The sequence below is a fragment of the Methanoplanus limicola DSM 2279 genome, assembly GCF_000243255.1.
Lineage (GTDB): Archaea > Halobacteriota > Methanomicrobia > Methanomicrobiales > Methanomicrobiaceae > Methanoplanus > Methanoplanus limicola.
In genome coordinates, this window is the sequence record NZ_CM001436.1 from 2,762,586 (window position 1) to 2,777,962 (window position 15,377).

The window sequence follows — 15,377 nt, forward strand, 5'->3', positions numbered from 1 at the left end:
TTTTACTCCAGAGCGGCAACCGACTTCATTATTTCACGTGGTATTGATTTTAGCGGGAGAACCCTGTCAACGCAGTTCCGCTCAAGGGCAGACCTTGCCATACCATAAACAAGGCAGTCCTCCTCTTTAACAACGACTGTTCTGCCGCCGCTCTCTTTTAATACCGACATGCCTTCCCCGCCGTCACTGCCCATACCGCTGAGTATGACTGAGACTGTCCTTGAACCAAAGACCTTTGCAGCAGAGGCAAAGGTTTTGTCAACAGCCGGCCGGACCGCATGCACAGGAGGTGATTTGGAATGTGTTATTTTTCCGCTCATCCTGCCACTGTGATCAGGATTTGCAGAAATTATTGTATGATAGCCGCCCTTTGATACATATACCTTCCCGACATGCAGGATGTCCCCGTTCTCAGACTCCTTAACATTCAGCTGTGATATCCTGTTGAGCCTCTCTGCAAGTGATGCTGTAAAACCGCCAGGCATATGCTGGGTGATCACAACTGCCGCATTAAGGTCGGACTTAAGTGACGATACAAGGGAATCCAGCATTGGAGGACCACCTGCAGATGATCCGATAAGTACTATATTGTCAGCCGGAATTCCTCTTGATACAGGTTTGTTTCTGACCGGAGGTATTGTTATCAGATGTTTAATTTTTGTGATTAATTCCTGTTCAATGCCTCTGACCTTGCCAAGATTTTTTGGCTTTAACATAAAGTCATCAGCACCGAGATCAAGCCCTTTTTTTGTAAGCTCTGCATCCCTGGATGTAAGGGTGCTGAGCATCAGTATTTTAGGCGGGTTTTCATAAGATGACAACTCCTCCAGGACCTCTATGCCATTCATAACCGGCATCTGAATATCCAGGGTGATAACATCAGGGGAGAGTTCCTCAATTTTCCTGAGGGCTTCTTTTCCATCCTCTGCTGTACCCACAACCTCTATAGAGGAATCATGCTTTAAAAGGTCAATTAAGACCGTACGCATGAATACGGAATCATCAATTACAAGGACTCTAATCATATAATCAGGAACTTAGCACATTATTTACTTCTTCAAGAACTTTCGGGGCCTGGAATGGTTTTACAATGTAACCTTTGGCACCGGTCTTTATTGCAAGCTTTACCATCTGCTCCTGGCCGACAGCAGTGCACATAACCACACGTGCGCCGGGATCTTCTGCCATAATTGCCTTTAAAGCCTCAATTCCATTCATCTTGGGCATAACGACATCCATAGTGACAAGATCCGGTTTCAGCGACTTATACTTAGCAACGGCCTCCTCACCGTCTTCAGCCTCACCTACAATATCATGAGAACCTGAAAAAAGAATATTTTTTAATAATGTTCTCATAAACATCGTATCGTCTACGACAAGAATTCTTCCCATTGTTAATCATTTAGTATTCTCTTACAATCGGTATTAAGAGTATCGAATATGATTAAAAAGAACCAATATAAAGGTGAATATATCCGGAATTACAGAGGAGATATGGAAATATTATTTCCCGGAACAGATACCGATAAACAACTGCATATAGCACTGCAGGAACCTGAGTATTTAAATTAACCGGAGCAATTATTAATATTTAAAAAGTCAGTCATGAGCAATGGCTCACAGATGATGAATGAAAAACAGAAATATTTCCCAGAAAAAAAATCAGGTTTTTACAGATTCGTTTACAAACCTGACTCCCTTGGTGGTCAGTTTTACTTCACGCCTTGTAAGTACAACATCAACAATCTGCTTTTCGATCAGTTTGTCATAGACAGATTCAAGCTGTTTATGGCTGATATTAACCATCTTCTCTATTGCATGCGAGTCCATTCCGCTGTACACAAGCATGGCGACCTGGCCGGAGACCGAGTCAAGTTCACCCGCTGAGACATCGAGATCTTTGGTTGTATCCTTCAGATAATTGTACAATATTTCCAGGGTTGTGAGCGGGCATAGAATGAAACTTGTTACAACCTCATCGTTCTCAATATGGTCAATATGTATGACATCACTGTCTTTTCCCTGAACTTCCCTCTTTGTAATCTCAATACCCGATACTTCGTCAAGAGGAATTGAGATCTGCTTGTCGCGGCCAACAAACCAGATGGACGTCTTAAGTACTGCAATAGCACCTTTATCCCATTTGGCAGAACTTACCAAAACTCCGCCCCTGATGGCCGGAGACATGAAATATGCAACAAGCCTGTACGCAGTACAGCCCATAATCACAGTCCGTTTAAGAATCTGAAGGACTTTTGGGATAGATGCAATTTTATAGGAATTTCCGGACTTTGTATTTAATACAAGTATATTCCTTTTTTCTTCAACATCATCTATCTCCTTGATTTTTATCTCTTTATTTATCGGTTCGGGAAAAGAGATAGCATTCTCTGAGATTCCGATCTTTATCGCATGCCATTTACTTTCATGCTCAATCTTTACAGGCACCTGTTTCATTCTTCTTCTGACCCCTGGTTTATCACAGCAGACAACTCTTCACTATTCTCTTTATCCCCTGCTCTATTTGTCTTTTCGATCTCTGCCCCCAGAGAAAACATCAGGGATTCAAGACCCTCGATAAGCTCTTCGCTCGAGACCCTGACATCTTTCATATCCCTTATAAGACTTGTCTCCTGGATATTAACTGCCTTTTGGGTATCTGACTTGAGCATTGCAAAGAGATCGCCATCATCACTGCCCTTTTCAAAAGATGCAGTGAAAGACTCCTCCTCAGAATCCTGTGACATCAGTCCGAAACTGCCCTGCTCCCACTCTTTTGGAGGTGCGGCGAATATGTCCTCCTCTTCTTCAGAGATATCAGGGGAGGCAGATTCACCATCTCCGGACTCATCACCGAGTTCTACGCTTACCTCTTCTTCCGGTTCAAATTCATCCTCTTCATCTATCTCAATCTCATCGAGATCAAGGTCGTCCAGGTCACCCAGTTCATCAAATTCATCCCCGCCTTCAAACTCAAGACCGGAGATGTCCTCATCAATACCGGAGATCTCTTCAGAACCGGAAGGACTGCCGGAAAGTTCCTCTGAGGAATCAGTTTCATCGTTAATTTCAGATATGCCGGAGAATTCATCATCCTCAAGTTCAAGATCAATTCCTTCCTTTGCAAGAATCTCTGCAATGGTTGACTCAGGAATCTCCTCTTCTGCCTGGAGAATACTGCTGACAGAGGAATCAAAGTCCTCATCAGATTCCTCCTCAATTCCGAGATCAAGGCTGTCAAAATCTGAAAAGTCGTCCTCGTCCTCACCTGAGTCAGAAATATCATCCTGAGACTCATCTTCAGAACTCTCATCTTTTGTTCCGGGAGCAGAAGGCACCACATCATTTACAGTATGGTCAAGAAGTTCATCGATCTTCTTCTGCTTCTCCTCTCTGGATTTCTTTCCGGATTTTAAGGATGAAAATAATGTGCCGACCCCGGCGAAGAGACCCGCGGATTCACTTTTGCCTTTATCCTCAGTAACTTCCTTCTTCTGGTCCTCACCGTCCTTTTTCCTGCCAAACGGAAGTTTTGCCATTAAACCGGCAAAAGGAACTTTTGACTCCTTATCTCCTTTGCCGGAGAATAAACCGCCTTTCTTCTCTTTATCCTTTTTGGCATCTTCCTTTGGTTCTTTGGGAGGTTTTTCCTTACCGGATTTTTTATCTTCCTCCTTCTTTTTAAAAGTTACAGGCTGGCTCAGCCTGTGCCTGAATGCCTTAAGACCTGACTTAATCTCACCAAAAGTCACCATTCCGAGTGCAAAAAGCATCACAATGCCCATAACTACGGCTATAACGAGAACCAGGAGGGGACTTAAGTCAATAAAAGTTAATGCTGACCCTGCAAAGATGATGGTCAGCATCATTATCATTCTTCTTCTGCTGTCACTCATACCTGCCATTTATATTGCCTCAAATCCCGGTATTGCAAAAAGCACCTTAACTATAATCGGTGCTGCTATGTACATAATTCCTGTAAGAGTCAATAAAATACTACCGAAAAAATAATACATATAACGGTGCCCGCCTTTGACAATTCTTCCGGCAAGGATGTTTGCAACCGTTACAATCATGATGCTCGTAATGATGAAGGTCTGCATCTTATCCTCCGGAAAATTTGTGAATATGTTTATTGAACCCATCATGCTGCCGCCTACAGAGGATGAACTTGAACTGAGTGCCGAAGATGTCTCTTCAAAGGTTTTCAGAACCGAGCTTATGGCATGCGACATTGTAATCAGAATATTATAGAGGAAGGCGAAAATCCCGATCATCGCAACATGCATAGGAATTAAAAGGACAATAAATCCGGTTGCAAGCATCTCCCTCTTCTGTCTGAGAAGGGTCTGTTCAAGCATGGAACCGCTTACGATATATGCCACCTCGTTTGCACCGGCGCCAAGATTGATTGAATCGCGAAAAATTCCAAGATATTTGTAAATAAGGTTGCTTCCGGTCTCCATGATAAATTTCCGCCATACAAGAGTCTCCTCAAGACCGATATTCATCTTGGAATAGACGGCATCAATAAAGGGTCCGAGTACGTGGAGGGATTTCCGGTCGACATCAGCAAGCGCAGGGCCTATTGTAAGCCCCATACCGCCCATAATTGATCCAAGACCCCGGATAAATGTCGTGAAATCCTCATCCCTTGAGATGATGTTTGAATCATCGATCCACCCGAGGTATCCGAGAGGTGCGAGCATTATTCCGACAAGCATGCAGATAAGGCCAAAATTTATCCCAAGTACATAGAGTATTATTCCTGCAATAAGGGCCATAGGGACTATTACCCGCTCAAGCCGGGCAATCATGATCTGCTCATAACTGCCCATACCCTCAAGACCGTGGCATTTCTGGTCATCGGGGATGGCCTTGTACATTGTGATAATGCCAAAAGCGGAGACACCCAGTGTCAGAAAATAGGAGGAATTTAGAGTGGATTCAAGATTGTCAGGGGCATAAATCGCCACCGAGATCATGATGATTATACTTACAACCGTTGCTGAGAGCATGAGTGCAATATAGGCATCACCCCATTTCTTGAGCATCTCAATGCCCTGCTCAAAGTTATTCCGGTACACATTCCTTATTGTGGCGAGTTCTGACCGGAGAAACTCCTCGTCCGGAACTCCGGACTCGATGGAGTTTCCAAAACGGTTTAAGAGACTCTGAAGAATCTGATTACGGACCCTCTCTGCAACCAGCCTGAGGCTTTCGGCGTAGCTGTAATTCCATCTCTTTACAAAGCATTCAACCCTCTTTATCGCCCTTGTGGAGATGTACTCCTTTCTCTCGGCTGTATATGCAAATATTTCAGGCCTTGAGACATTTGCATGGGTGATTGAGGCCATGTATGTGACCATAAAAAGAAGGTCGTTACTCATCCTTTTGTTATCTGAAATATCAGAGAGCTTCTTTTTAATCTCCTTTACCGTATCCTCAAAAGGTAACTGGCCGTTGTTCTTCTCCTTAAGGTCCGCAATGAGATCTTCAAACATAAAGCCGGTTATACCTCGATTTTTATCAGTCCCTGCTTCTTTACCTTCGTCATCATATGGTAAAGGTCCCAGAATCTTGTATAGCCGGCCTTATGAAGTCTCTGAAGAATTCTTGCCCTCTTCTCAACCTCAAAATACATATCGGATTTTTTGTTGTCCGGAATACCAAGGAGGGTTGCAATCTTATTTTCAAGAAGATAGCTGCTGCCCTTTCCAGGGAAGTCAAACTCATCGGTTATCGGATTCCAGATAAACATCGAGACGAAGGAGAAACCGCCACTTTCGGGGTCATAACCGACAAGTTCGTTGACGCTCAGCATTCTCCTGACCATATCACCGTTAGGTCTTCTGACCGCGCTCTGGATGATAACAAGATTGAGGTTATCGACATGAGTCATCGGGATGTTGATAGGGTCACTGCAGAGACGCTGGATGAGCTTTTCAACCGATGCAGCGTGGAAAGTGCTCATTACAGGGTGACCTGTCTGCATTGCACCAAAAGCGACTGCTCCTTCAGAACCACGAATCTCACCGACAAGGATGTAATTGGGCCTCTGACGAAGAGCTGCACGGAGAAGGTCAAACATTGTAACCTCGCCGCTCTCTCCTTCACCCTTTCCTTTTCCTTTTGAGACCTCCCTTGTCCAGTTCTTATGCGGGACAGTAAGTTCAGGGGTATCCTCAATCGTCACAATCTTTGATTCCGGGGCAATGAAGGTGGTGAGGGCGTTCAGGCTTGTCGTCTTACCGCTGGCGGTCTCACCGCTCATAAAGAGAGACATGCCGAATTCAATACAGATCCAGAGATATCCGGCAACCATATAATCTGTAGTCTTCCATTCTACAAGCTGCACTATACTTGCAGGTTCTTCGGAGAATTTACGTATGGTAAAATTACTCCCGTGCTTTGATACTTCTGTACCGTAGACGATGTTGATACGGGAGCCGTCCGGAAGTGTGGCATCGACGATAGGGTTTCTGTATGTGATCGGCCTTTTTATTCTCTCTGCCATCTTTATGACAAAGTCATCTATGTCATCGGAATATTTGAACTCTACAGCAGATTTAATTCCTTTGAATATCTTGTGTTCAATAAATATCGGCCCGACACCGTCACAGGTGATATCCTCAATATAAGGGTCAGAGAGGAATGGTTTTAATATCCCCATCTGGATTTTGTCCCTTATCATCAGGTATTCAATTGAGCGGTACTCGGCAAGTGAGAGAATTATCTTTCCGTCGGACGTCACCGGAATTTTGCTCTTTACAATGGCATCAAGGTCATCTTTGGATGAAAAGTCTTTATTTAAAAACCCGATTATTTTATCTTTAAGGCTTTCTGACTCTCCATGGGTGCCGCCAGTCAGTGCCGCGATGTTCTCCTCCGGAGATTTGATGTATATAACTTCCTTAAGTACTCTCTTCAGTACCTCAATCCTCTCTTCTTCTGTGACGGGATCTTCTTCCAGGACATCGACTATATCAACCAGTTTTTTCTCAATGAGAGGCATTGCCTCGGCAACCGAGTGCATGAATGAGGGTTCGATAGGGATGTAAAAATTTCTTACATCGTCCTGGTCAGCAAAGATATGAATAAATGTAAACTCATCCACGGGGTAGATGATATTCGGGTTATCCATCCCTTTAAGTTCTCTCTTTAATTCTGAGAAGAATAGCGGGATACCGAATAAATTTACGGGAAAAATCTGGAGATATTCAAGGAGGTGCGGACTCTGTGCGACATATTCCTTTGCATTGGCAGGCAGCATCCTGTAGAGTGCTGATGATTCATAATCTGAATAGATGTCATCATCTTCATCCACCTCTTCCGGTTTGAAAGGAAGGTTAATATTTGCACTCAGTGAACCCATGTACTACCTCAATATTGGTGCTGACATATCTGATTACCGGAGTATATCATACTCTTGCAACTGACATCGGAATTATCTTCATTCCGTATCCGGGGTGAACCTCAAACGAGACAACGTTTCCTGTAGTCTTTCTGGCTCCCCTGACTTTGATTACTTCCATAACCATAACGTATTTATCCCCGACAAGGGCCTTTTTCATGAATAAATGTGCATCACAGATTGAACGTATCCTGACAAGTGTGTCCTCTTCAAAGGCATATGTGTGCAGAGTTATAAGGATTGTTTTTCCATGGTCAACGAGATTCTTGCAGTTTGTTAAAAATGCAAGCAGATCGGTCTGAGATGTTGATTCTGTCAGGAGTGTCAGTGAGTCAATGATGATGACATCCGCATCACTGCTCTGGATCTTACGGATAATCTTCTTTAATATTCCCTGCATCTCCTCTTCGCCCCATTCAAATCCGATTGTGTGCATGGGGTATATTCTCAGATAGCCCCAGGCATAATAATCTGATATATCAAGGCTCATGGAGTTCATCTGGTTTAAGAAACTCTTGGATGTGTTCTCTGAAGTGTAGAGGTCCACGTTCAGGCTGGCTTTCATTGCACCCCAGATTATCTGCTGTGTCATGACACTCTTGCCGGTATCGTTTTCACCTTCAATCAGAGTGAGTGACTCAAGCGGCAGTCCGTCTGCAAGTTTCTTGTCGATCTCCGGATTTCCGGTTGACAAAATCTGTCTGTCACTGCCCCCGATTATATCTCCAAGGGATCCTCTTTTTTCTTCTTCGTCAAACATCTCTGCCACCTATATATATGCTGATACTGAAATTCCGTTCGGAGTTGCCATTTTTGCCCATACCGGTTCGTCACCGGTGTATGTTATATTGACCTGCATCACTTCATCAGGGTCGAGAAGGCCGGGGTTGATTATATCCGGAATTATGGATACAATTGCCCAGCTGCCCTCGCCCATTGGATAGTATATAGGAGGTTCTGTACTTGAATTGACTGTGTACACGTCAATGTACTCAAAGTCCTCAATTATTGTGCTGCCCGTATTTTCAATATCAAGGGTAAGGTTACCTGAGGATATACTGGCTGTATTTATTGAGAGTGATGTCCTCATTCTCAGCTCCTGCTGATTCACCTGGTCTGTCTGGGCATATGAGACAACCTGGGCTGTGGTAAGCACTACCCCTACCAGAAAATATGCGGTAATTATCAGCATTATGAGAGCAAATGCAGTTGCAATAAGTGAAGCGCTTGCCATTGTTATCTAACCACTGGTGGTATATGTCCGTGATACTGTTACGCCGTTTGGGAGGGCCAGCTGAAAGTAGAGATAATTGCCTTCGCCGGCAGGAATCGATGCTGAGTTAATCTCTATCTCTAAGGTTTCCCTCTGGTCCCAGTAGTTATTCTCTGTACTTTCTATTACAGAATAACTCCATTCACCGTCGGCAGGTGTCCCGTCAGGGTCAAATATGAGGATATCATAGTCACCCTCTTCTCCGAAAAATACGTCTGACATATCAAGATTTGATTTTGGAACTCTTGCAGAACCGATATTTTTTATCCAGATTTTAGCATCCGGACTTACGGCAAATGTGTTGATGATCTTTATTTCTGTACGCATCCGTTCGTCTGCCGACTGTGAAGAGTCACTGAATGTTGATGTTGCCTGATAGATTACGGGAAAGAATGCATTGACAAGCACTGCCGCAGCTACTATTGCTGTTATCAGAAATATGGCTGTGGCAAAGGTTTCACTCGACATTATCTCTTACAGGCGTAATATTAAATCTCTTCAAGCATATCGATCCAGTCCTCTTCGATTGACTCTCCCTTTGAACTCCCTTTGGATTTTACGAGGTCTTCTATACTCTTGTTGTCCATCATGACATCTATCATCTCTCTGTCAAGGGATGAGTCATCAGGGTAGAGAATTCTGTTTAATACATATAATTCGGCTACGAATTCTTCTGAACCGATCTCATGATATTCCCCTATTGACTGCGGCATCAGGCGGGCGATGTCTTTTATCTGCGTGCAGTACTCGTCCGAGACATAGCCCATTGAACGGTATGACTCCATCATTATTTCCATTCGGTCATGGCCGTACTTTTTGACCATGCGGGCGGTCCACTCAAATATCCTGTGAAGTTTCTGAAGTTTAGGCTTTTCCTTTGCCTGTTCTGAAACTTCAGGTGCATTTTTATTTATGTCATCTATCTGCCTGTGCAGTGCTGCAAGGAGATCTTCATCTTTTAATGATGATGAGAGGGAATCTGTGGTGTTCTTATCCGGAAGAGCCGGGGTGATGTCCTCTTCACCGGGGACTGCCGGAAGGGTCTCTTCCGGGGTTTCCTCTTCTGCTGCCGGAAGTTCATTCTGCTTCTTCGGGCTTTCGAGTGCGGTTTCGGAGTAGTTGCTCAGAATGAAGGGGTTGTCAAGCTCGTTCATTCTCTCTCTTAAATCTATTAATAGCTTCTTTACAGATTTTTTAAGGAGGTCAACCTCATCCTGAAGGTTTTGTAGTTTAACATCAGGATCATCCGCCGAGGCTGTGCTTAGAATGTGATCTACCTGCGACTGGTTAACTGCCATGCTAAGGAATATATTTTTCTATTATGGTTTAAAGCTTTATTGTTAGTGGCCGGGGGAAATAATATTGGGTGAATTTCCGGGCCGGAGAAATAATTGCTCTGTAATTAATGAGTAATATCGGTATAATTTCACAGATGATGTATCAGTCAGGCGATCAGATTGACTTTATGGTTGTACAGTAGTGCACATTTTGGGTTTTGGGACCTGTAAAAAATTATAATGGTTTTTTCTGTACAGTTATTGAACTGTCATAAAGATTTTCAATAAAAGGAATCCAGAATGAATAACCATTGAATTTAGCTTCTGAATAGAAGAAGAGCATAACTATCTGCCATGCCAGAGGGATAGATACTAAGAGAACCATTGAAATTATAAACCATTTGACAGATATTATCTTCATTTCAACAAGAATAAAAGCAATAATTGTAACAAAAACCATGATATACACAAGATACATGAAAAAAGATGTGTAACCACCATAATTGGCTCCAAAAGGATGCTTAAAGATCATAACAATGATTAAAAGCGGAACAACAGTTAATGCCGAGGCAACCATTGCAAGAGTAATCTTTTTCTCATTAATCGTTTCAGTGTTTTTGTTTTTATGGAAGACAGAAAATACACCAAAAATACCCAACAACCCCATTGGAAGATAAGCAGGAGTCATGTACCGAATGTCCGGAATGACGCCGTGGCTTATATTCATACCATGAATACGGTTGAAGTAGGCTGCCCAGATTGCCACTGCTGCAAACAGGAGGAATATGATTAATGATATGTCCTTGTCTGAGAATATGGACTTATTCCTGAAATATAATACCGGCAGAATTACAATTCCGATGAATAGCAGCGGGCAGACAACACCCACCCCGATATTTTCGGATTCAGGCTTCAGTAAAACTCCGAATATATCATATATGAGAGTAGTAACCTGAAATCCCATCTGGTTCTGAATTATATTTACAAAACTGTCAATTCCACCCGATGGTGCCGGGACTGAGTATGAAACATTATTGATTGTACTGCTTCCGATTACATTCCCATTGACGTCCACTGCCGAGAGATGCTTCTGGAGATATACATAAAATGTCGGAACAAGCGGATTTCCGGTTACGTAGAGATTATTTATGAAGAACGGAACTGCACCGAGAACGGTGAACAGTGGTGCAAATATCTTCAGCCTGAAAAATTCAGAGCGGTTCTCTTTTTTGTACAGATTGTAGCCAAGATAGTATACAAGTGAGAATACAAATACTGCCGCGCCGACCTCCGGACGTGCCCAGGCAAGCATGCCCATTAAGAAGAATGCAAAGAATGCATCCAGCACTTTTCCGGATGTGATGTATCTCACCATAAAGAGAATCACAAATGCAGTGAATGCAACTGTAAGCATATGATCCTTGCAGTTTGCTGCCCAGAAGAGGTACGATGAGCACGACATGCAGGCAATTGTTCCGAATACCGAATACCAGTCATTCTTAAACATATACCGGCAGATGAGAAATATTGCAACCGCGGTTAATGCGAAGAGTATATGATTAGTAAATACAACCGCTGCAACTTCCTGCGGTGAATCCCACGTTCCGAATTTGAATGGATAATATAGCAGGATATTCAGGAGCATAAATGCAAATGCTGTGATTATTACCGGCCATTTGAGAGAGATTTCACCAATCTTAAGCCACTTAGGCCTGTATTTCTCAACCAGAAATACCATTGCTATCGGTATTAAACTCCAGAGCAGAACTATGAAGAACCTGAACTGTTCACCGAACAGACTGAATAATTTCAGTGCGGGGAGCGACAGTACAGGGAGCATTAAAGAATAACCGAGGAGGTTGTTACGCGATGAAAAGTATAAACCCGGAGTACCATTAAGAAAGGTTCCGTATTTTCCCTCATTATATATTAACTGCTGACCTCTATCCAGCTGATTTAACTGATTTACAGTTATCCATTCATCATTGATGAAAATGGCCGGATTTGAAAAAGTCATTATGAAAAATAATCCTATAAAAAATACTAAAATTATCAATAAATTATGATCTGCTAATCTGTTTATTTTATCAGAAACAGATAATATATCATCCTTACCTTCATTTTTCAAAAAATTCACTCACCATATAAAATGTCATTAAGAAATATATCATTAATCATAGATTCAAAAATATCAGAATAATTAGAACTAATATTTATAGAACCATATTAATTGCAGTATAATTACACGAAGCTGTTGATTTTGTCAGGAATAAAGCATAATCTAAGTTATCGGACCAGTAAAAACTAGTATTTCAAAATGAGACCCATAATAATTTTTTTAGTAGATATAATGACAGGAAAATTCAGTTACAAGATAATCGAGTCATTATTGTAAAATATTATCAACATATATAATAAAAAAAAGAATTTTAAAGATGCTCTCAGTATAAGAGATTCACCTGCTTAATTCTTGCAGGAGCAGTTCTCTTAATACCATATGACGCACCAGTCGGAGGTTTAAGCTCAAGACTGAATGCTTCATTTGCACCTATGTACTGATTAACATTGTCCTTATAATTCTTTGCGTAGATCGTAAACTGCTTCTGGTTTTCAAGAAGTGCTGACGAATCATCTGCATTGGCCATATAGATAATACCCCACTCCCCAGAACTAAGTTCACCTTTTGTAACCATTGCATCAGATGCTGTCATCGTAGACCTCTCCAGATCTAAGATTGTCCTATCATTCTTAAATACCATTGTGGTCTTTGAAAGATCAACAGGGCTTCCACCAGCGGTCAAACCTACAACAAACTCAATTGCTGAAATTGACTCTTTACTATCAGGGTTGTGACCATACACATCACCCAATACTTCCATACTGGAAGATGCCATATCTACACTGGAATAGACTACTTCCTGTGATTTCTGAGTTGTGAAGAAACCGGCGCCGAGAACCACATATGAGAATACTGCAGCAACAACGACAAATGCAATAAGTACAATTGCAGCTTCAAGACCGGTAAATGCTTCATCTGATTTTATTAGTTTTGACATTTATAACACCACCTTAGTAAAGAACATTTACTGATTTAATATTTGCAGGAGCAGTTCTTGAAATCGTGTATGCAGTACCAACAGCAGGCCTCATATTAAGACTAAATTCTTCATTAGCACCAATTAAATATCCTGTAGGTACACCCACTTTTATTGTAAACTGTTCATTTCCTTCAAGCAGATACTTTGTAGCAGAAACAGTTGCCTGATTAGCTGCGCTTACAACATTCCACTGACCGGCAGCATAGTGTGCATTAGCAATTGTAGTATCTGGACCGTCAAGTCTTATAACAGCCTCTTCATCAGAGAATGTAATTGTGGTCTGTGCGAAATCGACCGAAGAACCACCAGCAGTTAAACCAACAGTAAATCTTATTGTATCAATTCCATTAGCAGGAGTTGCTGCCTCACCATATACATCTCCAAGTATTTCGATACTTGAACTTGCCTGATCGACACTCGTATACACAACTTCCTGTGATTTCTGGGTTGTGAAGAAACCGGCGCCGAGCACTACGTACGAGAACACTGCGGCGACGACAACGAATGCGATAAGCACAATTGCGGCCTCAAGACCGGTAAATGCTTCATCATTTCTTATTTTTAACATTACTATTCCTCCATTATAATTCCATTTCGAGAGACTATTGGATCCCTCCAATATCTATCAATAGTTATTAATAACGGCATACTTTAAAAAGTTATTTCATTGAACAAAAAAATATGGTGCCAATAATTACGTGATCAACATAATAAAACAAATGTTGGGAAATAATGTTTCAATCAAACAGGGATTTAAGAAACCATATTTCCATTAATGCCAAGTCAGCGGGACACCCGCAGATCATACACAGGATGAAATAATCTCTACGGTAAATCAATACAGAAATAATATATAATACTTCCTGTAGAGCAGTATGAATATCCGAAAACCCACAAATATAAATATCAGAGTATGATGTGAACACAGATTTCATAAAAGCCGTTATGGGCTTTAATATCTAAATAATAAACATAAAAGAGAGATACAGATAAAGAGAATACTTGCGCCAAAGGTAAGCGGGCACCTGCCCACTCCCCGCAGATGCCTGTATATGTGAGGAGGTGATAAATATTTCTTGGGTAAATCAGGAGATCTGATTCAGCGGGATATTGTCAGAATGGAATTATTATTACAAATAATCCCTAAAGGTACATGAGATATATCCGGCATCGGACTTAGCCAGCACGGACTTGTAAACAGGTCCAAAGAAAAATAAAGTTCAGAAGAGAGCCGATAAATACAATTCAGAGATAAAATAAATTTCAAAAATAAGATATATCTCAGAACGGGCACATATATAAACCAGCCATTGATTACAGCATATAACAGAAATTAAAGGAAAATAGTCCAGAGAACATGTATAAAGAAAGAAAAATCGGAGTAGTTGTTCCGGCATACAACGAGGAATTATTAATTGGTCCTACGCTTGAGACAATGCCGGAGTTTGTCAACCGGATTTATGTGGTGGATGACTGCTCTACAGATAAAACGGCGGAGCGTATTGATGACTGCACAAGGAAGGACGCAAGGATAGTTAATATCCGGCATGAAATTAATTCAGGAGTGGGAGCTTCGATAATTACCGGGTATAAAGCCGCGCTTGCGGAGGGGATGGATATTATTGCTGTAATGGCCGGAGACAACCAGATGGACCCTGCATTCCTGCCGGAATTATTAAATCCAATCGTCAGTGAGAGGGCGGACTATACTGTCGGAAACAGGCTTATCAATGAGAAATTCAGGGCCAATATGAGCAGGTGGAGATTTGCCGGCAATGCAACCCTTACACTTCTGACAAAGATCGCATCCGGATACTGGCAGATGATGGATCCACAGAATGGTTATACTGCAATATCAAAGAGGGCGCTTGAGACGATACCACTGTCACAGATATATACAAGATATGGGTATTGTAATGATCTCCTGATTAAACTGAATGTATTTGGTTTCAGGGTGATCAATGTCCCGCACCCTGCAAGGTACGGGCTTGAGAAATCCGGAATAAGGTACAGTTCTTATATTGTGAAGGTTTCATGGTTGTTGTTCTCCGGATTTTTGTGGAGAATGAAGAATAAGTATGTTCTGATGAGTTTTCATCCACTGGTATTCTTTTATTTCTTTGGATCGATATTCACCATTCTTGGATTCTTTGGAGGACTTTACAGCCTGTATGAAAAATATATTCTTATGAATAATGTCCTCTTTGTCCATGGCGGCCTTGCATTACTTGTATTTATGCTTGGAATGATGTTTGTTTTGTTTGCAATGCTCTTTGACATGCAGCAGGAGAGAGCGGGCGGGTGGTACTGATTGG

At 41.9% G+C, this 15,377-nt stretch carries 14 protein-coding genes; 1 reads left to right on the top strand and 13 read right to left on the bottom strand.

Annotated features, from left to right (window positions below):
- Positions 1-2: 2 nt before the first annotated feature.
- The 13 genes from cheB to METLIM_RS13120 all read right to left on the bottom strand — a co-directional run bounded on the left by cheB (position 3) and on the right by METLIM_RS13120 (position 13,630).
- On the bottom strand, positions 3-1,025 hold the full coding sequence (gene cheB / locus METLIM_RS13060) for a chemotaxis-specific protein-glutamate methyltransferase CheB (RefSeq protein ID WP_004079165.1): 1,023 nt from the start codon (positions 1,023-1,025) through the stop codon (positions 3-5).
- A 4-nt stretch (positions 1,026-1,029) separates the two neighbouring features.
- Positions 1,030-1,392, bottom strand: coding sequence for a response regulator (locus tag METLIM_RS13065; protein ID WP_004079167.1), 363 nt, complete (start codon positions 1,390-1,392; stop codon positions 1,030-1,032).
- Positions 1,393-1,662: 270 nt separating this feature from the next.
- Entirely contained in the window at positions 1,663-2,457 is a 795-nt protein-coding gene (locus METLIM_RS13070; protein ID WP_004079169.1) for a CheF family chemotaxis protein, read from the bottom strand.
- Positions 2,454-3,905 carry a putative sodium/potassium/calcium exchanger gene (locus METLIM_RS13075; RefSeq protein WP_004079170.1) on the bottom strand — a complete coding sequence of 484 codons (1,452 nt, stop codon included), beginning with the start codon at positions 3,903-3,905 and terminating at the stop codon, positions 2,454-2,456. The genes METLIM_RS13070 and METLIM_RS13075 overlap by 4 nt, the downstream gene beginning before the upstream one ends.
- Complete coding sequence (flaJ, locus tag METLIM_RS13080; protein ID WP_004079171.1) at positions 3,906-5,504, bottom strand: archaellar assembly protein FlaJ; 1,599 nt, start codon at positions 5,502-5,504, stop codon at positions 3,906-3,908. It lies immediately after the preceding gene.
- A gap of 8 nt (positions 5,505-5,512) precedes the next feature.
- Positions 5,513-7,375, bottom strand: a complete 1,863-nt coding sequence (locus METLIM_RS13085) for a type II/IV secretion system ATPase subunit (RefSeq protein ID WP_004079172.1) — start codon at positions 7,373-7,375, stop codon at positions 5,513-5,515.
- Positions 7,376-7,421: 46 nt separating this feature from the next.
- Positions 7,422-8,174: an ATPase domain-containing protein gene (locus METLIM_RS13090; RefSeq protein WP_004079173.1), complete on the bottom strand. Its 753-nt coding sequence runs from the start codon at positions 8,172-8,174 to the stop codon at positions 7,422-7,424.
- A 9-nt stretch (positions 8,175-8,183) separates the two neighbouring features.
- Positions 8,184-8,648, bottom strand: a complete 465-nt coding sequence (locus tag METLIM_RS13095; RefSeq protein ID WP_004079174.1) for a hypothetical protein — start codon at positions 8,646-8,648, stop codon at positions 8,184-8,186.
- Between the two features lie 6 nt (positions 8,649-8,654).
- The gene (locus METLIM_RS13100) at positions 8,655-9,155 is read right to left on the bottom strand and encodes a flagellin (RefSeq protein WP_004079175.1); all 501 of its coding nucleotides are present in this window, start codon (positions 9,153-9,155) and stop codon (positions 8,655-8,657) included.
- 20 nt (positions 9,156-9,175) lie between these two features.
- The gene (locus METLIM_RS13105; RefSeq protein WP_004079176.1) at positions 9,176-9,985 is read right to left on the bottom strand and encodes a hypothetical protein; all 810 of its coding nucleotides are present in this window, start codon (positions 9,983-9,985) and stop codon (positions 9,176-9,178) included.
- A gap of 214 nt (positions 9,986-10,199) precedes the next feature.
- The gene (locus METLIM_RS13110) at positions 10,200-11,804 is read right to left on the bottom strand and encodes a hypothetical protein (RefSeq protein WP_157202324.1); all 1,605 of its coding nucleotides are present in this window, start codon (positions 11,802-11,804) and stop codon (positions 10,200-10,202) included.
- Positions 11,805-12,405: 601 nt separating this feature from the next.
- Positions 12,406-13,020, bottom strand: a complete 615-nt coding sequence (locus METLIM_RS13115) for an archaellin/type IV pilin N-terminal domain-containing protein (protein ID WP_004079178.1) — start codon at positions 13,018-13,020, stop codon at positions 12,406-12,408.
- A 13-nt stretch (positions 13,021-13,033) separates the two neighbouring features.
- Entirely contained in the window at positions 13,034-13,630 is a 597-nt protein-coding gene (locus METLIM_RS13120; protein WP_004079180.1) for an archaellin/type IV pilin N-terminal domain-containing protein, read from the bottom strand.
- Positions 13,631-14,419: 789 nt separating this feature from the next.
- Between METLIM_RS13120 and METLIM_RS13125 the strand changes: the two genes are divergently transcribed.
- Positions 14,420-15,373, top strand: coding sequence for a glycosyltransferase family 2 protein (locus METLIM_RS13125; RefSeq protein WP_004079182.1), 954 nt, complete (start codon positions 14,420-14,422; stop codon positions 15,371-15,373).
- Positions 15,374-15,377: the final 4 nt, after the last annotated feature.

Excerpts from the sequence above, each read along its gene's own strand:
- cheB (WP_004079165.1), bottom strand. The coding sequence starts at position 1,025 with ATGATTAGAGTCCTTGTAATTGATGATTCCGTATTCATGCGTACGGTC.
- METLIM_RS13065 (WP_004079167.1), bottom strand. The coding sequence starts at position 1,392 with ATGGGAAGAATTCTTGTCGTAGACGATACGATGTTTATGAGAACATTA.
- METLIM_RS13070 (WP_004079169.1), bottom strand. The coding sequence starts at position 2,457 with ATGAAACAGGTGCCTGTAAAGATTGAGCATGAAAGTAAATGGCATGCG.
- METLIM_RS13075 (WP_004079170.1), bottom strand. The coding sequence starts at position 3,905 with ATGGCAGGTATGAGTGACAGCAGAAGAAGAATGATAATGATGCTGACC.
- flaJ (WP_004079171.1), bottom strand. The coding sequence starts at position 5,504 with ATGTTTGAAGATCTCATTGCGGACCTTAAGGAGAAGAACAACGGCCAG.
- METLIM_RS13085 (WP_004079172.1), bottom strand. The coding sequence starts at position 7,375 with ATGGGTTCACTGAGTGCAAATATTAACCTTCCTTTCAAACCGGAAGAG.
- METLIM_RS13090 (WP_004079173.1), bottom strand. The coding sequence starts at position 8,174 with ATGTTTGACGAAGAAGAAAAAAGAGGATCCCTTGGAGATATAATCGGG.
- METLIM_RS13095 (WP_004079174.1), bottom strand. The coding sequence starts at position 8,648 with ATGGCAAGCGCTTCACTTATTGCAACTGCATTTGCTCTCATAATGCTG.
- METLIM_RS13100 (WP_004079175.1), bottom strand. The coding sequence starts at position 9,155 with ATGTCGAGTGAAACCTTTGCCACAGCCATATTTCTGATAACAGCAATA.
- METLIM_RS13105 (WP_004079176.1), bottom strand. The coding sequence starts at position 9,985 with ATGGCAGTTAACCAGTCGCAGGTAGATCACATTCTAAGCACAGCCTCG.
- METLIM_RS13110 (WP_157202324.1), bottom strand. The coding sequence starts at position 11,804 with ATGCTCCCTGTACTGTCGCTCCCCGCACTGAAATTATTCAGTCTGTTC.
- METLIM_RS13115 (WP_004079178.1), bottom strand. The coding sequence starts at position 13,020 with ATGTCAAAACTAATAAAATCAGATGAAGCATTTACCGGTCTTGAAGCT.
- METLIM_RS13120 (WP_004079180.1), bottom strand. The coding sequence starts at position 13,630 with ATGTTAAAAATAAGAAATGATGAAGCATTTACCGGTCTTGAGGCCGCA.
- METLIM_RS13125 (WP_004079182.1), top strand. The coding sequence starts at position 14,420 with ATGTATAAAGAAAGAAAAATCGGAGTAGTTGTTCCGGCATACAACGAG.